The sequence below is a fragment of the Burkholderia sp. 4M9327F10 genome (assembly GCF_005503145.1).
In the GTDB taxonomy this organism is placed as follows: Bacteria; Pseudomonadota; Gammaproteobacteria; order Burkholderiales; family Burkholderiaceae; genus Paraburkholderia.
In genome coordinates, this window is sequence record NZ_SCNV01000011.1 from 31,029 (window position 1) to 49,266 (window position 18,238).

Genomic DNA, 18,238 nt, shown 5'->3' on the forward strand with positions numbered 1-18,238 from the left:
TCTATGCGAACTGTGCGACGGCGCGGCGTTCCAGTTGCCGCTCCCCGCGCGCCGGCAAGCCCAGCTTCTTGCGCCCTTCGGCGGGCGTCAGCGCCCGGCCGCCGAGCCGCTCGATAATCTCCACCGCGCGCTGCACCAGCGTGCCGTTGGTGGCATGCACGCCCCTGTCGAGCCAGATGTTGTCTTCGAGGCCCACCCGCACATGGCCGCCCAGCAGCATGGCCTGAGCGACCATGGGCATCTGCATGCGGCCGATCCCGAAGCCGGCCCAATGCGCACCCGGCGGCAGATTGTCGGCCATGGCCTTCATCGTCGTCGTATCGGCCGGCGCGCCCCATGGAATGCCCAGGCAAATCTGGAACAACGGCGGCGCATCGAGAAGCCCTTCCTTGAGCAACTGCTTGGCGAACCACAGGTGTCCCGTATCGAAGATCTCCAGTTCCGGCTTCACACCGAGTTCCTGGATGCGTTTCGCTCCGGCACGCAGTTGCGCCGGCGTCGACACGTAAATGTAGTCGCCATCGCCGAAATTGAGCGTGCCGCAATCCAGCGTGCAGATCTCCGGCAGCAACTCTTCGACATGCGCCAGACGCGTGAGGCCGCCCACCAGATCGGTGCCCGCCCCAAAGCGCATTGGGTCCTCGCCGGGGCCAATCTCCAGATCGCCCCCCATGCCCGCGGTGAGGTTGATGATGACGTCGGTTCCCGAGGAACGGATGCGGTCCACCACTTCACGATAGAGATTCGGGTCGCGGCTGCCGCGTCCCGTTTGCGGATCGCGCACATGGCAGTGCGCAACGGTCGCGCCTGCTTTAGCAGCTTCGATGGCCGCCTCGGCAATCTGCTTCGGCGTCACCGGAATGGCCGGATGCTTGCCGACGGTGTCGCCTGCGCCGGTGACCGCGCAGGTCACAATGACTTCATGATTCATGCTTGCGAATTCCTGTTGGTTCGTTGTGCTTTCAATGCTTCTTCTTGTCTGCCCACGCGAAGCAGGATCACAGACCAAGGTAGGCCTTCACTGCCGGCAAACCGTCCTTGCCGTCATAGGTCTTGACGCCCGCGAGCCACGCATCGAGCACCTGAGGGTTCTTCTTCAGATATGCCTTCGCCGCATCGGCGGGTTTTTCCTTGTTCATCACCGACTGCATGACCACGTTTTCAAGCTGTGTCGTGAAGTGCAGGTTGCTCACCAGCTTGCCCGCGTTCGGACAACGCGTCAGGAAGTCCGGCGACGTGAGCGTATAGACACGGGCTTCGCCCTCGTTGGGACCAAACGCGCCATCGCTGCCGCTCAGATATTTCATGTCGATGGTGATGTTCATCGGATGCGGCTCCCAGCCCAGAAACACCACCCACTTCTTGTCGCGCACAGCGCGATCCACCGTCACCAGCATGCCCGCTTCGCTCGACTCGATCAGCTTGAAGCCGCCCAGGCCGAACTGATTGGTCGCGATCATTTTCTGGATCGCCGCGTTGGCGCTGCTGCCCGGCTCGATGCCGTAGATCTTGCCATCGAGCTCGGCGCGATGTTTGGCGATATCCGCGAAGGTCTTCAGGCCCGCATCGTATTCATAGGTGGGCACGGCAAAGGTCGCCTTGGCGCCGGTCAGGTTAGGCGGCTGCAGCACGTTGATTGCCTTGGCATCCACAAACGGCGTGATGGCCTTCTCCTGCACCGGCCACCAGTAGCCGAGCGAAACGTCGATCTGTTTGGTCTTGAGCCCGGCGAACGAGATGGGCACGGAAGCGACCGTCGTCACCGGCTGATAGCCGAGCCCTTCGAAGACGGTAGAAGCGAGCGCGGTGGTCGACGTAATGTCGGTCCAGCCGATGTCGGCAAAACGCACGGCGCGGCACGACTCCGGGTCTTGCGCAAAGACCGGCTGAGGAAAGGCCAATGCGGCGACTGTCGCAGCCACGGTCGCAACCGCGGCAGCAAGACAAACGGACAAAGCTTTGACGCTCGACTTCATGAGGTTCCCCCTTTCGGACACTTGTCACTGCGTGTTTCGTATCAGGCCGCAAGGCGCGGCCAGCCGGATATCTGAACTGCTGGTGTGATGTAAAGGTACAAGTGCATATTCTGCGCAAAGCGACCGTCAGCGACCCGTTCTTGCTCGCCCGCGACCATGAGGGAAAACCAGCATGACGGCCGGTGCGGTGCAGCATCGGCCCGTGGGCTAATATTGGCGTGCCTTGCCGGCCAGGGCGCCGCTTGTTACGCTTTTGCGCATCCCCCAAACCGCTTGCCCCGTCCCCCAACCATCGCCGCACGATGCCCGAAGATATTTCGTTCCTGTTGCTGCCGGGCTTCTCGGCAATCGGCTTCATGTCGGCCGTGGAGCCGCTGCGGGTTGCGAACCGCTTCCGCGAGAATCTGTACCGCTGGCACATCCTCAGCGTCGACGGCGCACCGGTGGCGGCGAGCAACGGTATTTCCCTGAACGCCGAGGCGGCTTTCGATACGGTGAAAGAGCTGCGCACGCTTTTTGTGGTGGCGGGCTTCGAACCGCTTGCCTGCTACACGCGCGGCCTCGGCAACTGGCTCAAACGGCTGGACCGCTCAGGCGCGACCCTGGGCGGAATCGATACCGGCAGCTTTGTGCTCGCCGAAGCGGGCGTCTTGAGTCCGGCGGACAGCCTGACGGTGCACTGGGAAGCGCTCTCGGCGTTTCGTGAACGTTACCCGGCGCTTACCGCCAGTCAGGAGCTGTTCGAGATCGGCGAGCACCGCATTACGTGTGCGGGCGGCACGGCGTCGATCGACATGATGCTCGACCTGATCGGCCGCAGTCATGGGGCGGCGCTGGCATCGGCGGTGTCGGAACAGTTCGTGGTGAGCCGGATCCGGCAGCGCTCGGACCATCAGCGCATGGAGATCGCCGCGCGCTACGGCGTGCATAACCGCAAGCTGATCCAGGTGATCGGCGTGATGGAACAGCATATGGAGGAACCGCTGGCGCCGAATGAACTCGCACGGGAGATTGGCGTGACGCGGCGGCAACTGGAGCGGCTATTCTGCGCCGCGCTGAAGGACACACCGACGCATTTTTATCAGCAACTGCGCCTGAATCGCGCACGGGAGCTGCTGCAGCAGACCGATATGTCGATCACGTCGATCTGCGTGGCCTGCGGGTTTGAATCGCCCTCGCATTTTTCACGGACGTATCGGGCGCGCTTTGGGACGACGCCGCGTGGCGACCGGCACCCGTTGGCAAGCGCGGCGGCGACGGCTGCGACTGGGGCGGTCGCATCGGGCAAGGCGGCGAGCGCAAAGTCTTCGCCACGTGCGGTCACCGCTGGATTAAGAACCGGCACGCCTACCAGTTCGGCTTGATCACCATCAGGAAGTACACCCCGATCATCGCCACGAAGGCCGGATAGCCGAGCGCTTCCCATATTCTCGCGTATTGCCAGTAGAGCGCCGGCAGCGCTTCGCCTTGGGCTGCCGCGGTCGCCGCCATTTTCGCCAGACGAATCTGCAGCCACACGACCGGCAGCCAGCACAACCCGGTCACGACATACAGCGCAACGGAAGCGATCAGCCACGGTGTCTGCCACGCCCAGCCGTCGGTATGAGCGAGCCAGAGCCCCGATAGCGGCTGAAAGATCACAGCGGGCGTGGTGAACCACCAGTCGGCCCGGACCACCAGACGCGAAACGATGGCGATCGCGTCAACCGAGCGCGTACGATTCGTAAAGAACAGATAGAACGCAGTGCCAAAACCGGTTCCCACCAGCAGCACCGACGACAGGATATGCAGGGTCTTGACCACGAAATAAAGATTCACGATGTCTTCTCTTCAGCAACGAGTAAAAACAGGACCGCGAGAATCGGCAGATTCTTCAGCAGCGGACCGAACGGATGAATGACGAATTCAGGCATGGCAATCGCAATGACCACCGTGTAGAACGCTATGAGCGCGGCTTGCGCGAACCACAAGCGTCTGGAGGGCATGAGCAGCGTGGCTGCGCCGAACGCGAGGTCGAGCAGGCCAGCGCCGTAAAGCGCGGCGGTAGCGACGGGTCCCGTCACGTGTACCCGGGCCAGTAGTGCGAGACTGTCATGCAGCGGATACATGAACAGGCTGACCAGCGCGGTCCAGAGCCAGACCAGCGCCAAAACCCCGCGAAGCAGGCCCGGCCGCCAGTGCGCGAGTGCCTGTTCGCGCATCGGCAGGGCTTGCGCAGCGTCGATAAAACCGTCCACACCCTTCGGCGGGCGCCGCAGCAGCGAGGCGGTTTGCACAACGTCGCCCACGTTCCCGGCGCGCAGCATCTTCCATGTATCGCGCGTCAGGATCGCACCTGGGATCGGGTCGAGCATGGCAGCGGTGGCGCCGATCAACCAGGCCGGTATGCTCAGCGTCCGCGCGCTCTCGAATCCCATCTGGCGGCGATAGCTGGACAACATGTCGCGGTAAGCCACCCGCGTCGCACCGACCAGTTCGACACACTGCCGCGCCGGCGTTGCCGGATCGAGCAGACGCAGAATCGCTTGCGCGAAATCGTCGATATGGATCGGTTGCAGCATCTGCCGCCCTTGCGCAGGGACGACGCAGACCGGCAGACTCGCGAGCGCGCGAAAGAACGACGCCGACTTACCCTCGGCGCCGTATACCAGCGAAGGCCGGCAGATCTGCCATTCGACAGGCTGGGTAGCCAGAAACGTGTCTGCAGCCAGCTTGCTATCGAAGTAAGCCGATCCGCCCCGCTCGGCCCCCAGCGCCGACACCTGCACCACACGCCGCACGCCCGCCACGCTGCAGGCGGTGAAGAGCGCAATGGGAGCCTGCTCGTGGATATCAGCGAAACGCTGCCCTTTACGCTCGACCAGGATACCGACCGCGTTGACCACCGCATCGATGCCGGCGAGCCTGGGCAGCCAGGCGTCAGGCGTCAGATCGCGGCTGAAATCGACCGCAAGCTCGTGGACGGTTCGCGGCTCCCGAACGCCCTCGACGACCGTGTGACCGGCCTGCACCAGGCACTCGCAAATCGCCGCCCCCAGAAAACCACGTGCGCCGCAAACGAGGACCTTCACGATGCCACCCCACCGTCTACTGCAACGCTGTGCGCGAAGGGAGACGCGAGGTTGCCCGACACAGCTTGCAGCATCGAAAATCCCCGCTTGCTCATCGAACCGCTCCGCTATTATTAACTGTTATTTCTGTAACAACAGAAATTTCCACACCAAAAAAACGGGCGTTCTCCGCCCGCTCCTTGCCGCCTTCTACCTCTTGCTGGCGGCCTAACCCTGTTTCGGCTTGCCGCGCACGGTGCGGCTAATCTTCGCCCCCATGCCTAGCGTCTTCATCAAGGTCTCCGGTTTCATGCGCAGCATCTCGTCAGACCACGTCGTAAGCGTCTCCATGAATTCCAGCGTCTGCCGGATACGCTTCTGGGTCTCGGCGCTTTCGTCCTCGATCTCCGGATTCGTCAGGCAATCGCGCAGCACCGTGAGCGTGGGATCGATCTCGCGCTGCTTGCGTCCTTCCACAATCAGCTTGAACAGTTCCCAGATATCCGTGGAGGTTTCAAAGTGATCGCGCCGATCGCCCATCACATGGGTGATGCGTACGAGCCGCCACGATTGCAGCTCTTTCAGGCTGGTACTGACGTTAGAGCGCGCCACGCCGAGCGTGTCTGCGATGTCTTCCGCCGTTAGCGGCTGGCCTGTGAGGTAAAGGAGCGCGTGAATCTGCGCGACGGTGCGGTTCACGCCCCAGCGTGAGCCCATTTCACCCCAATGCAGAACAAAGCGCTGTGCGACCGGTGTAAGTTCCATGTGGCAAATTTAGAGCAGTCAGTTATTTCTGTCAAGACAGAAATAACTGACTGCTTGCACAACAGGGCAAGCGGCGGGGAAAGCACGTTCCCGCTGCCGCCATGTCCTTCCCGCTCCGCCGCCTAGAACGAATGCCGCATGCCGATCCGCACATCCGACTGGGTGCTCGTGGTCGACGGCGCGAAGCTATAGCCGATCACCGCATTCACCCCGTTCGACGCCTTCAGATAGTCGCCCGAGATATACACGTCCGTGCGTTTCGACAGCAGGTAGTGCAGGCCCAGCGTGCCCTGGTTCCAGTGATGCCCTTCGAAGGTCGTGTACTGGTAGCCGCCGATCGCGCTGAACGCCGGCGTGATCTGCCAGTTCGCCCCGCCCTCGCCCACCTGCATGTGCGACGACTCGCCGTATGCCTTGATGGTCGTGTAGGTATAGTTCACATTCAAGGTCACATTGCCGATGGCGTAGCTGGTGCCTACGCCGAACGTGCCCTGCTTGTCGACGGCGAACGGCGTGTTCGCATACAGATCGGTAATCGCGCCGCTTGGACTGACGCTAATGGTCGGACGGCCGAGGAAGGTGCTCGTGCCGATCATCGCATACGGATCGAATGCGTAGATACCGAACGGATTGTTCAACTGCGTGTAGGCCACGCCCATTGTGAACGGACCGTTCGCATAGTGCGCGCCCAGGCTGTAGGCGCTGTCCTGATGGAAGTCGCCCGCGACACCGCCAAACGAATACAGGCCGCCGAACGTAAAGCCCGCGAATTCGTTCGAGACAAACTTCACTGAGTTGGGCAGCCGGTCGCCATTGAAGCGGTCGAAGTCGCCCTGGTGGATCGCATAGCCGCTGCCCCAGGCCGAGATGTTGTAAATGGACACCATCTCGTTGGTCAGGTCGAGCTGATTGCCGAACGACAGCGTGCCCCACTGGTTTTTCAGGCCGACATATGCCTGGCGGCCGAACTCTGCGCCGTCGAACGCGAGCTTGCCGGTACCCAGGTGAAAGCCGCTCTCGAGAACGAATACGGCAGACAGGCCACCGCCGAGATCCTCCGTACCCTTGAAACCGATACGGTTGCCGTATGCGATGCCGTCGTCGAACTTGACGACATGCGAGCCACCGGTATTGCTGACGTAGGTAATGCCCGCGTCGACAATCCCATACAGCGTCACGCTGCTTTGGGCCTGACTCACGGCGGGAAGACTGGCAAGCGCAAAGGCTACACCAGACAGTGCTGCGGCATTCGTTCTTTTCATATGTGACGTTCTCTCTTGCCTTTGTCGATGGGAAGAGCGTTCCGCATCAACCGCAGCGGAACTGCCCGATCTTGCTGGAATGACGCGCTGTCTTCAGAGCGCCCGCCGCGTATTTCCACGCAAACCCACGCGGCGATGCTGGGACAGTACAAGCCCATATTTGCGGCAACTCGACCAAAGGCGACGCTGATTGGTCTGATTGCGACAACAAGGGAAAATGCTAAAGGCGTGCTGCAACGCAGCGAGCACGGGGCGCGCCTGGGGGGACGTGCAGCGCGCTTGATGTGGCAGTGGTTAAATCTAATGCAGTCCTAATGACGACTGAACCGCATGCAACCCATCTGCACCGTTAATGGTCGTTACGCCGTTCAACCACGTTGACAGCAACGCCGGGTTGGCCTGCAAGGCATGAAGCGCAGCCGTATTCACATCGACCTTGTTTTGCAGCACGTTAGCAATGATCTGATTCTCGAGATCGACGTTGAATGTGACCTGCTGGAACAGCCTGGCGAGGTTCGCGCACTGCCCTGCGAAGCCCGCACGGGCGACCGTATTGACCGTCGCGCCTCCATAGTTAGGGCCGAAGTACGCGTCACCGCCCGACAGGTACGTGAGATGAAACCGGGTGTTCATCAGATGAGGCTCCCAGGCAAGGAACACAATCCACTTTTTGTCTCGCACGGCCCGTTCCACCTGGGTCAGCATGCCGGTTTCGCTGGACTCCACCAGCTTCCAGTCGCCGAGACCAAACGCCTTGTCGGCAATCATTTTCTTGATGTTCTGGTTAGCCGGCGCCCCCGGCTCGATACCGTAGATCTTGTCGTCGAACTGATCGGCATGTTTGACGAGATCGGCGAACGAATGCACCCCCGCGGCGGCGACATAGTCCGGCACCGCCAGCGTGAACTTGGCATTGGTCAGGTTCGCGTGCAACACGTCCACCGAATGCTCTTCGATGAACGGCTTGACCAGCGGCCCCTGAGCAGGCATCCAGTTGCCGAGGAACACGTCGATCTGCCCTTTCTTCAAGCCCTGATAGGTAATCGGCACGGACAGATTGGAAACGTTCTGCTGATAGCCGAGGGCCTTCAGGAGCAGGCCAGTGACGGCATTGGTCGCGTCGATATCGGTCCAGCCAGGATCGGCCATGCGGACCTGCGTGCAGCTTTGCGGGTCCGCCGCGTCAGCCGTGACGCTTGTCATGCCGCACAGCGTGGCGAACAGCGTCAAAAACAATAAGGTCCAGCGTTTGTTCATGCTCGGCTCCGGTTCAGTCAATTCGTTCGGTTCGTCGGGTGCGATCGCTGCGCTCAAGGTGGATTCAATGTGCGCTCAATGTGCCGGGTGGGCGGAGGCTACGGCGTGACACGCGGAAAGCGCGCCATGGCCTCCAGCGTGTCGAGTTCGATATGGTTGCGCATGTAGCGCTGGCTGGCGTCGCTGAAGGGCTGCCAGTCCCACGACTGGATGCGGCCCTGCGTCGTCGCCTCAAAGTGGAAGCGGCGCCGCTTCTGGCTGGCCAGGACGGCTTCGTGCAGCGCGGGTAGATTCCAGCGGCGAGCGGTTTCGTCGCGCAAGGACTCAAGCAACTCAGCGAACGCGGGATTGGTGGCGAGGTTGGTGAGCTCTTGCGGATCGGCAGCCAGATTGAAGAGCTGGTCGGGATCGACCGGCGAATGAATGTATTTGAAGTCGCCCCGCCGGATCATCACCAACGGCGCAATCGCGCCTTCGGCCAGATATTCGCCGATCGCCTCATCGTGCCCGCCATCGCCTCGCAGATGCGGCACAAGACTGCGGCCGTCGACGGGGTCCGGCCACTCGCTGCGCGGCGCACCGGTCGCGAGTTCGACGAGCGTCGGCAGCAGATCGAGATGCGATACCGAGGCCGACACGCGATGCGCGGCAAAGTGCTTAGGCGCGTGCACGATCAGCGGCACGCGGATACCGCCCTCGAGACACGTCATCTTGTACCAGAGGCCGCGCTCGCCGAGCATCTCCCCGTGGTCCGAGGTGACGATCACGATGGTGTCGTCGGTGAGACCCGTCGCATCGAGCGCATCCAGAATGGCGCCGAACTGCCGGTCGACGTACGACAGCGCTCCATAGTAGGCATGGCGCGCATTGCGGACCTGCTGCACGGTGGGCGGCGTACGATCCGTCTCGCAGACCACGCGCAAGCGCTGCGAATGCGGATCGCTTTGCTGCGCGCTCAACGACGTGCGCGGCAGATCGATCTCGTCGTCGCGGTACAAGTCCCAGTACTCCTGGGGAATCGCATAGGGGTCGTGCGGATGCGTGAGCGAGGCCACCAGGCAGAACGGCCGCGGATCGCGTCCTGCCTGCCTTTCGCGGGCGATGTCGAAGAGCTTCTGGCGCGCGGTGAAGGTGACTTCATCGTCGAAATCGAGCTGATTGGTGCGCACGCACGGACCGGCATCGAGCACCGAGCTCATGTTGTGATACCAGCTTGGGCGCACTTCCGGTTGCGACCAATCGGGCACCCAGCCGAAGTCGGCAGGATAGATGTCGGTGGTGAGCCGCTCCTCGAAACCGTGCAACTGATCCGGGCCGCAGAAATGCATCTTGCCCGACAGGATGGTGCGATAGCCTGCCGCCCGCAGATAGTGCGCAAACGTCAGGGTTTGCGCCGGGAATTCGGCGGCGTTATCGTAGGCACCTATGTTGGACGGCAATTTGCCCGCCAGCATCGAAAAGCGCGCTGGGGCGCACAGCGGACTTGCGCAATAAGCGGAGTCGAACACAACCCCTTCCTGGGCGAGCGCATCGAGACGCGGCGTGTGCGAAATCTTATGGCCATATGCCCGCAACGCAAACGGCGTCATCTGGTCCGCCATCAAGATAAGGATATTCTGCTTTGTGTTAAGGCTCATGAGCGGGGTCGATTAGAATCTTGAAGATTTCCGCGCGGCGAATGCCCGGCTTTGCGGCTTACCGTGCCATGCGCGAGTGTCTTCACTATTGCCGCTCATAAACGCACTGTGAAGGTGCTCAATGCTTATGGGCCCATAAGGGGGAGTTATGTCGAGACAGGACCGTTTGCCGCCAATGCAGACCTTGTCGGTGTTCGAATCGGCAGCGCGACTCGCCAGCTTTACGGCCGCGGCGCGCGAACTCGGCTCCACCCAGCCGGCGGTCAGCCAGCGCGTCGTGCAACTGGAAGAAGACCTCGGCACACCGCTGTTCGCGCGCGGGCACCGCGGCGTGTCGCTCACGCCCGAAGGTGAACGGCTGTTCGAAGCAGTCAGCCAGAGCCTCGACACCTTGCGCGAAGCCACCGCCGACATTCGCGCCCGCCGCGCGAGCGGCGCCCTGACCATCCTGACCGATTTCGGTTTTGCGACCTATTGGCTGATGCCGCGGCTCACACGTCTAAAGCAGTTGATGCCGGATGTGAACGTGAAGATCGTCACATCGCAAGCAGCTTTCGACCCACGCCACGACCATGCGGACATCGCCATCGTCTTCGGCGATGGCGACTGGGCGCCGTGCACCGCGACGCGGCTCTTCCCCGAGGAAGTCACGCCGGTGTGCTCACCCGCGTTTCGCGCGGCACATCCGCAGATGACCGATGCCGCCGACCTCGTGCGCCTGCCGCTGCTGCACGTGCAACCGACCAAACCGGAGCGCTGGCTGGCATGGAGCGACTGGTTTGCCGCTCAGGGGCTCAATCCGCCTGCGGACCGGGACGGCATCACGTTTAACAGTTACGCGCTGGTGATTCACGCGGTGCTGATGAACCAGGGGATTGCGCTGGGCTGGACGCCTCTGATCGACGAACTGGTGGCAACCGGCCAGTTGGTCAAACTGCTCGACGAGCCGGTGGTGACCTCGCGTGGCTATTTCCTGGTGCGTCCCCAGGCTCGGCCAGAGGCCGCGGCGGTGCCGTTGTTCCGGAGATGGCTGTTCGACGAATGCGCCTGATCCGCCCGATGCGGCGGCGCGGCGCCTGACGCTGCTTGAAGCTGCATGAAGCTGTGCATGTGTCGCAGCACAAGGCGCTGACGCACTGATACCAGCATCACGGCGTTTCGATTCTATTCGCGGGATATCTGGCCTGATTTACTTCAGCATTCCCGCGCGCAGTCGGCTGTTCTGCTTGCGCCAGCGCGGGTTTTCCTATTGAAGCCAAGGACCCGCATGCCCGCCACCGATCGTTCCCACCAGTTCGCCCTGACCCTCTCGTGCCCGAGCGCGGCAGGCCAGGTTGCCGCCGTTGTTGGTTTTCTGGAGCGGCACCATTGCTATATCGACGAGTTGACGGTCTTCGACGACGAGATCAGTACGCGGTTTTTTGTGCGCTGCGTGTTTCATGGGGTGGCAGCCGCGCCCGCCTTGCCTTTGCAGATTGATGTGCTGCGGCGCGAGTTTGCGCCTATTGCTGCCGACTTCGAGATGACATGGGCGATTCACGATGTCGCGGTGCGGCCGAAGGTTTTGATTCTGGTGTCGAAGCTCGAACACTGTCTTGCGGATTTGCTGTTCCGCTGGAAGATGGGGGAGTTGAAGATGGACATTGTTGGGGTGGTGTCGAATCACCCTGATCTTGAGGGGCTTGCGGCGCAGCATGGGTTGGCGTTTCGGCATCTGCCTGTTAGTGCGGAGACGCGTGCTTCGCAGGAGGCCCAGGTGCTGGAGATTTTTGAGTCCAGCGGGGCTGAGTTGATGATTCTTGCGCGGTATATGCAGATTCTTTCAGACGGAACCAGCCGGGCGCTTGCTGGGCGGGCGATCAATATTCATCATTCGTTCTTGCCGGGGTTTAAGGGGGCTAAGCCTTATCATCAGGCGTATGCGCGAGGGGTTAAGTTGATTGGGGCTACTGCGCATTTCGTTACTGATGATCTTGATGAAGGGCCTATTATTGAGCAGGTGGTTGAGCGGGTTGATCACTCTTATGGGCCTGAGCGGCTGCTTGCTGTGGGGCGGGATGTTGAGTGTATTACTCTTGCCAGGGCGGTTAAGGCTTTTGTTGAGAGGAGGGTTTTTATTAATGGGGAGAGGACTGTGGTGATTTGATGGGGGTTTTTTGCCTACGGCGTTTTGGTTGGTGTTCTGGCGGTGTTGGCGCTTCCTTGCTTTGTTTTTGGTTTATTGGCGTTGCCCCTGGCTGTGTTCTTGCGGTGTTGGCCTTTCCTTGTTTTGTTTTCGGTCTATTGGCGTTGCCCCTGTGCGGGGCGGCACTTACTTTCTTTGCCGCCGCAAAGAAAGTAAGCAAAGAAAGCGGGCTGCAACCGCCAGCCGGTAGTGAGCCATCTAGGTTTACTACCGGAAACGGCCCAAGACGAGACCTGCCCTCGCAAACTCCACCTTCGTGACACAGCGCTCATCCACCCCACTCCGCACTTCGTGCGTCGCGGATGGGTCTGCAGGGGAAGGCCGGTTAAGTAAGCGTAATATTTAGTATACCTACATAGCTCGCAATCGGTGCCATTCCCTTCAGCGGGGCGCGCAGCGCGACGCTGGAGCGGATGAGTGCTTTGTCACTGAGGGGGAGTGTGCGAGGGCGGGTCTCGTCTTGGGCCGTTCCCCGTGGCAAACTGGGATGGCTCACTACAAGCTGGCGGTTGCAGCCCGCTTTCTTTTGCCTACTTTTCTTTGCGGCGGCAAAGAAAAGTAGGTGCCGCCCCGCACAGGGGCAACGCCAATAGACCGATAACAAAACAAGGAAAGGCCAACACCCCATAAACACCAACCAAAACGCCGTAGGCAAAAAAAAGTTATTGCGCCCCCCCCACCCAACTATCCACCCTATCAGCGTGCGCAGCAATCCAGGCATCTGCCGCCGCCGCAGGCTTAGCCCCATTCTCCGTAGCCAGCATGACGCTATCAATCTCCCCCGGCTTCCACTGAAACTTCTTCAAAAACGCAACAACAGGCGCAGCCTTAGTCTCAAGCGAAGGGTTAACAACGTTATCGACATGCTCAGCCTCACCATAAACCTTCTTGGGATCATCAAGAAACTTAAGCTTCCACTTGGCAAACATCCAATGCGGCGCCCACCCCGTAACGATCACAGGCTTGTTAGCATGCATGGAACGCGCAAGCTCAGCAGTCATCGCACTGCCCGAACTCGGCATCAACTGATAGTCAAGGTTATAAGCCTTGATGGCGTCGTCGGTTTTCTTCATCACACCCGCACCAGCATCAATCCCAACAATGCGCCCGCCGAAATCCGCCTTGTGCTCCGCCAGATCGCTAATACTCTTCTCCGGCACATCGGCCGGCACAATCAGCCCAATCTTCGCGTCCGGGAAGTTAGTCCCGAGATCGGCCACCTTGGTCTTGAACTGGTCCCAGTAAGCCCCCTGCGTCACCGGCAACCAGGCCGAAAGCGTCGCATCCAGATCGCCGCGCGCAACGCCCTGCCACATGATGCCGGCCGCCACCGGAACCAGTTGAACCGGATAACCCAATCGCTTTTCGATCACCTCAGCAGCCACGTTCGACGTCGCCACGCTATCGTCCCACCCCTCCACGTAGCCGATCTTGATGGTCGGCTTCGTGTCCGCAGTCGCCGTCATGGTCGCGCCCAGCATCGTAATCAGCACAGCACCCAAGGCGCTGCAAAGCAGCCGCTTTTTCATGACCTTCATGATGATCTCCTTGTACCCGCCCACGCGGTGAGTCTTTAGAATCCCCAGCCAGAAATCCCCACGAAGTAAGCTTTGCGACACCTGTTTGCCTAAATGCGACCTGCATACACCGCTGATTCCGCAGACTATTTCTCAACCACCAGATCCGTTAGCGGCTTGCTGCAGCACAACAGCACCATGCCCTGATCGATCTCGCGCTGGCGGATGCCGCCGTTGTGTTTCATCTCCACCTGGCCCGATACCAGCTTCACCTTGCAAGTGCCGCACATCCCTTGTGTACACGATGCTGGCAAACGCACACCAGCCTGCCGTGCTGCGTCGAGCACGTGCTGATCGGTACCGCAAACAATTTCCCGGTTACTGCGCGTGAAGCTCACGGCAAACGTGGCCGCCGCGGGCGCTGCATCCAAAGCGTCCGGCGCCGTTTCCGCAAGCAGTTCGGGCGCTGCTTCAACGAGCGTCTCGAAGGAAAAGCTCTCTTCGTGGTAGTGCTTGCGCTCAAACCCTGCTTCGTCGAGCAGGTCACGCAGAGCCTTCATATAGGGCGCTGGACCGCAAGTGAATATCTCGCGCTCCATGAAATCCGGTGCAATCAGCTTGAGCAGTGGCAGGGTCAGAAACCCCGTTACGCCTGGCCAGTTGGTTCGCGCACCAAGCCGCTCACACACGAACGACGTGCGGAAATTGCTCTGGTTGGCTGCAATCAGATCGAGTTCGCGCGCAAAGATGATGTCGTCCGGCGTGCGGGCACTATGGACGAACACAATGTCGCGGTCTTCGCTCAACTCGTGATGTGCGCGGCTCATCGACATGAGCGGAGTAATGCCCGAACCCGCCGAGAGGAACAGGTACTTGCGCGCCGGATGCCGCGCGCAGGTAAACTCCCCGGCCGGTCCGAGCACGCGTACTTGCGCACCGGCTTGCAGATTGTCGTGCAGCCAGTTCGACACCTTGCCGCCCGGCACGCGCTTCACGGTAATTGAAATCGTATGCGGGCGTGTTGGCGACGAGGAAATCGTATAGCAGCGGTTGATCGTCTCGCCGTCAATTTCGAGTTCGAGCGTCACGAACTGGCCCGGTTCGAAAGAAAACGCATGCCCGGCCGGTGAACGGAAGAAAAAGCTCTTCACGTCGTGCGTTTCCTGACGGACCTGGCAGCAGACGAGCGTCTCTTCGACGTCGCTCGTCCAGCGTGCCGGCAGCGCGCCCCAGAATTGCGGCTGGGTCAGCCGGCTTTCAACGGGTTCGAAGGTTGCCGCATCCCGCATCATTGTTCGCTCCACCTGCCGCCAGGCATCCGGTTGTGAAATCAGTCTTCAGTTGTCGATCTGTGCTGCGAGGCGCCGGATATACCAGTCGCTGAATTTCTCGACGAGCCCTTCGGTGAACGGCGAATACGGCCCCGGTTCATAAGCGCTGCTCGCGGCGCCACGCTGCGAATACTCCACCAGCGCGCGATCCTGATCGTTGGTCGCGTTCCATACGGCGGTGAGGTTCTTCACGTCGTAATCGATGCCTTCCTTCGCATCCTTGTGCACGAGCCATTTCGTGCGCACCAGCGTTTCGCCCGCCGAGAGCGGAATCACCGAGAACGTCACAATGTGATCGCTCATGAAGTGGTGCCATGAGTTCGGTTGAGTCCAGAATGACAGACCGCCCAGATCGGCTTGCTTGAATTCGCCCAGCAGCTTTTTCGAAGCCACCTTTGCATCGAGCGTCTGCGATTCGCCGCTGCGATCGAGCGGCAGGCGTTGAGTGCGGAAACCCGTCACATCCGACAAGTGCTCCACTTCAACCGAGGGCAGGTCCAGCGCTTCCCACTGCGCGGTCCGTTCCAGACAGGTGCGCTCGAATGCGGCCATACCTTCGGCGTTGGCCGGAGACGGCTGATAACCAAAGCCATACTCGTAAAGCGAAATGGTCAGCTCGGGATGGTTCGCGACGCAGTGATAGCACTCGCGATTGTTCTCCATCGTCAGCTTCCAATTGCCTTTCTCGATGATGTCGATCGTGGCGGCGATCTTGCAGTTCGGCAGATCGTGCGGCAACAGATAAGGCTCCATCGCGGCGCGCATCATCTCGAAGTCGACCGGCGGCTCCTCTGCCAGGCAAATGAAAATCAGACCGCCAAGGCTCTGCACATGCACCGTTTTGAGGCTGTGCTTGCAGCGGTCGAACTGCTCGCCCATATGCTCGGCAAACATCAACTGGCCGGTCAGGTTGTAGGTCCAGCTGTGATACGGACAGACGATATTGCCGACCGAGCCCTTGTCCTCATTGCACAGACGCGCGCCGCGGTGGCGGCAGACGTTGTGAAACGCCCTCACCTGCATGTCGTCGTCGCGCACGATCAGGATCGAGTCGCTGCCGAGCTGAACGGTCGTGTAGTCGCCTGGCTCGGGAATATCCGGCTCGACTGCGACCTGAATCCAGTGCTTGCGGAAGATCGCTTCCATGTCGAGCGCGAAAATGTCCTCGCTCAGATAAAACGGCGCTTCGAGGCTGTAACCCTTCTTGCGCCGGTCGACCAGCGCGTGAATGTCTGCCGATACTTTCATCTTGTGCTCCGGAATTGCTGGGGCCGTGGTGCGGCGCAAATCAGTAATCGATGAGTTGATGCTCGCGCAAATAGCCGAGTATCACTTGTGCTTTTTCGACCGAAGTCCCTTCAATTACGACGCTGCCGCCACGGCTCTCGGTGGTGGTCGCCGAGAGCATGCGCGCGTGGCCCGAGCGCTTCTCCTGCGCGGCGAGGCGAACCGGCTTGCGCTGTGCGGCGGCAATGCTCCATTCGGCGGCGTCGGCGCTCAAAGGCGGCGCGACATGCGAGGTATCGATCGAGCCGGCCCGCTGGCGGGCATACGCATAGCGCGGCGTGACGCCGGCAAGCGGATGCACGGCCACCACGGCGGGTAACGCGGCCTCAACACGCCTACGAACACCTTTCGGCAGAAATTGCCGCACCGTGACGTGCGCCTCGTCGACCGCAACGTCGACGGCCGCGCCGACCAGCGGATAACCGAGCGCATCGGCAAGCTCATATGGCAGCATGCCGCTATCGAACGCGCCTTCCGCACACGTGCCGGTCAGAACGAGGTCGTAGTCCTGCAAGCGAGCGGCCAGCGCCGCGGCTGCATCCTCATGCTCGCCACATGCAAGCACTTCGACATGCTCGGCTCCTAGCGCCAGATACTCTTCCAGCGCCGGGTTCGCCGGGTCGCCGGCGTGCAGCGTATCGAGTTGCGCACCATGCTGGCGCGACAACGTGCGGCCGATTTCGAGTGCGGCGGCGTCGTTGCGGCTGTAGCGCGCCACCCCGCTTACCGGGTGACGGCCCACCGAAACGAGCACCGCAATCCGTGTCAGTTTGCGGCTCGTGCTCATGCTGCGACTCCCTCGGCAAGCGTTTCTGTGAGCGGTAGTGCCGCCTGCGAACGCGCCGCCCGCGCGAGCCCCACGGCCTCGATCAACGAGGCGATGGTGGTCTGCGTGCCGCCGATAATGGTCAGGTTGGCGCGCTTGACGATAGGCGCACTGCCGTCGAGATTGATGGCAATCACGTGGCGGCAGTCCTTGATGCCCTGCAGATGCTGCACCGCGCCCGAGATGCCGAAAGCGATATACACGCTCGCTTCGACCGTCTTGCCAGTGGCGCCGATCTGCTTGTCGCGCGTGAACATGCCGTTGTCGACGGCCACCCGGCTCGCGCCGATTGCCGCGCCCAATGTGCCCGCCAGCTTCTCGAACGCACCGACATCGGTCACGCCGTTGCCGGCTGAGACAATGAAGTCGGCTTCTTCCAGTGCAACCTGAGCGGCGTCGATTTCCTCGATGCCCAGGTCGCGGTAAGCCGTGCTGGCCGGCTTGTTGCCCGTCACCAGCGAGGGAATGTCGAGCCGCTCGCCTGCGCCGACAAACGGCAGACGCGGATCGACCGCGCCCGCCGCCAGCAGGATGACGTCGGGCAAGGCACGGGTCGCAAACGACTTCTTTGCATGCACATAGGTAGCCACGTGCGTACCTGATATTTCAACTACATGCGTAGCGACGCTCACCCTCGCATAGGCCGCGTAACGACGGCCCAGGTCGCCGTCGCCAGTTGCGTTGTCGGGCATCACGATGTGCGCGGGCGCAAGCTGCGCGACGCACGCCGCCAGCACCTGCAACTCGCTTTGCGGTGCGAACGTGCGGCGGTCGAACGACGCCAGCTCGATAATCTTGTCGGCGCCGAGGACGGCAGCGTCGTCTTTCAGTTCACCGAGCACCAGCAACGCAACCTGGGTTTGCGCATCGGCGATCAAAGCAGCGGCCGCCAGCGTTTGACGGGCGTGCTCGTCAAGCGAACCGCGATCGCTATGAGCCACCACCAGCAACGTGTGTTGCGGCGCCTGCGTGGTACGACGCGGCCTGGCAACAACTCCACCATGCGCATGGGTCTGTAAGCCACCCAGCGCTTCCCCATACACAGCCGCTGCGTCAACCACCGCGCCCAGCGTAATACGCCTGAGTCCCGACGCGGAAATCGTGAACGGCCTGCGCGGATCGATACGTTTGAGGATCGTGTTCAT

At 61.3% G+C, this 18,238-nt stretch carries 16 protein-coding genes; 3 read left to right on the forward strand and 13 right to left on the reverse strand.

Features of this window, described 5'->3' with window-relative positions; all coding sequences use genetic code 11:
• Position 1 precedes the first annotated feature (1 nt).
• Both FFS45_RS13225 and FFS45_RS13230 read right to left on the reverse strand, forming a co-directional pair.
• Positions 2 to 931 carry a 3-keto-5-aminohexanoate cleavage protein gene (locus tag FFS45_RS13225; RefSeq protein ID WP_137955093.1) on the reverse strand — a complete coding sequence of 310 codons (930 nt, stop codon included), beginning with the start codon at positions 929 to 931 and terminating at the stop codon, positions 2 to 4.
• A gap of 67 nt (positions 932 to 998) precedes the next feature.
• The gene (locus FFS45_RS13230) at positions 999 to 1,976 is read right to left on the reverse strand and encodes a choline ABC transporter substrate-binding protein (protein ID WP_137955094.1); all 978 of its coding nucleotides are present in this window, start codon (positions 1,974 to 1,976) and stop codon (positions 999 to 1,001) included.
• A 302-nt stretch (positions 1,977 to 2,278) separates the two neighbouring features.
• Here FFS45_RS13230 and FFS45_RS13235 point away from each other — a divergent pair, with 302 nt between their 5' ends.
• The gene (locus FFS45_RS13235) at positions 2,279 to 3,340 is read left to right on the forward strand and encodes a GlxA family transcriptional regulator (protein ID WP_137955095.1); all 1,062 of its coding nucleotides are present in this window, start codon (positions 2,279 to 2,281) and stop codon (positions 3,338 to 3,340) included.
• On the opposite strand, the gene FFS45_RS13240 is transcribed toward FFS45_RS13235, so the two are convergent.
• The 6 genes from FFS45_RS13240 to betC all read right to left on the reverse strand — a co-directional run bounded on the left by FFS45_RS13240 (position 3,324) and on the right by betC (position 9,947).
• Positions 3,324 to 3,794 carry a DUF2269 domain-containing protein gene (locus FFS45_RS13240; protein ID WP_137955096.1) on the reverse strand — a complete coding sequence of 157 codons (471 nt, stop codon included), beginning with the start codon at positions 3,792 to 3,794 and terminating at the stop codon, positions 3,324 to 3,326. The genes FFS45_RS13235 and FFS45_RS13240 overlap by 17 nt on opposite strands.
• Positions 3,791 to 5,047, reverse strand: a complete 1,257-nt coding sequence (locus tag FFS45_RS13245; RefSeq protein ID WP_137955097.1) for an SDR family oxidoreductase — start codon at positions 5,045 to 5,047, stop codon at positions 3,791 to 3,793. The genes FFS45_RS13240 and FFS45_RS13245 overlap by 4 nt, the downstream gene beginning before the upstream one ends.
• Before the next feature lie 207 nt (positions 5,048 to 5,254).
• The gene (locus FFS45_RS13250; protein ID WP_137955098.1) at positions 5,255 to 5,791 is read right to left on the reverse strand and encodes a MarR family transcriptional regulator; all 537 of its coding nucleotides are present in this window, start codon (positions 5,789 to 5,791) and stop codon (positions 5,255 to 5,257) included.
• A 122-nt stretch (positions 5,792 to 5,913) separates the two neighbouring features.
• Entirely contained in the window at positions 5,914 to 7,053 is a 1,140-nt protein-coding gene (locus FFS45_RS13255) for a porin (protein WP_137955099.1), read from the reverse strand.
• Positions 7,054 to 7,353: 300 nt separating this feature from the next.
• On the reverse strand, positions 7,354 to 8,256 hold the full coding sequence (locus FFS45_RS13260) for a choline ABC transporter substrate-binding protein (protein WP_249362773.1): 903 nt from the start codon (positions 8,254 to 8,256) through the stop codon (positions 7,354 to 7,356).
• Between the two features lie 152 nt (positions 8,257 to 8,408).
• Entirely contained in the window at positions 8,409 to 9,947 is a 1,539-nt protein-coding gene (gene betC / locus FFS45_RS13265) for a choline-sulfatase (RefSeq protein ID WP_137955101.1), read from the reverse strand.
• A 148-nt stretch (positions 9,948 to 10,095) separates the two neighbouring features.
• On the opposite strand from betC, the gene FFS45_RS13270 reads away from it, so the two are divergent.
• Together FFS45_RS13270 and purU are read left to right on the forward strand one after the other, a co-directional pair.
• Complete coding sequence (locus tag FFS45_RS13270; RefSeq protein ID WP_137955102.1) at positions 10,096 to 10,998, forward strand: LysR family transcriptional regulator; 903 nt, start codon at positions 10,096 to 10,098, stop codon at positions 10,996 to 10,998.
• A gap of 216 nt (positions 10,999 to 11,214) precedes the next feature.
• A complete protein-coding gene (purU, locus tag FFS45_RS13275) occupies positions 11,215 to 12,093 on the forward strand; it encodes a formyltetrahydrofolate deformylase (protein ID WP_137955103.1) in 879 nt (292 codons plus the stop codon).
• Between the two features lie 701 nt (positions 12,094 to 12,794).
• On the opposite strand, the gene FFS45_RS13285 is transcribed toward purU, so the two are convergent.
• From FFS45_RS13285 to FFS45_RS13305, 5 genes are all read right to left on the reverse strand, one after another.
• Positions 12,795 to 13,613 (reverse strand): glycine betaine ABC transporter substrate-binding protein, encoded by an 819-nt coding sequence (locus tag FFS45_RS13285; RefSeq protein WP_249362774.1) that lies wholly within the window; start codon positions 13,611 to 13,613, stop codon positions 12,795 to 12,797.
• A 182-nt stretch (positions 13,614 to 13,795) separates the two neighbouring features.
• Positions 13,796 to 14,941 (reverse strand): hybrid-cluster NAD(P)-dependent oxidoreductase, encoded by a 1,146-nt coding sequence (locus FFS45_RS13290; protein WP_137955106.1) that lies wholly within the window; start codon positions 14,939 to 14,941, stop codon positions 13,796 to 13,798.
• Positions 14,942 to 14,986: 45 nt separating this feature from the next.
• Positions 14,987 to 16,228, reverse strand: a complete 1,242-nt coding sequence (locus tag FFS45_RS13295) for an aromatic ring-hydroxylating dioxygenase subunit alpha (protein ID WP_137955107.1) — start codon at positions 16,226 to 16,228, stop codon at positions 14,987 to 14,989.
• Between the two features lie 40 nt (positions 16,229 to 16,268).
• A complete protein-coding gene (locus tag FFS45_RS13300) occupies positions 16,269 to 17,054 on the reverse strand; it encodes an electron transfer flavoprotein subunit beta/FixA family protein (protein ID WP_137955108.1) in 786 nt (261 codons plus the stop codon).
• Positions 17,051 to 18,238 (reverse strand): electron transfer flavoprotein subunit alpha/FixB family protein, encoded by a 1,188-nt coding sequence (locus tag FFS45_RS13305; protein ID WP_137955109.1) that lies wholly within the window; start codon positions 18,236 to 18,238, stop codon positions 17,051 to 17,053. Before FFS45_RS13305 ends, FFS45_RS13300 begins: the two co-directional genes overlap by 4 nt.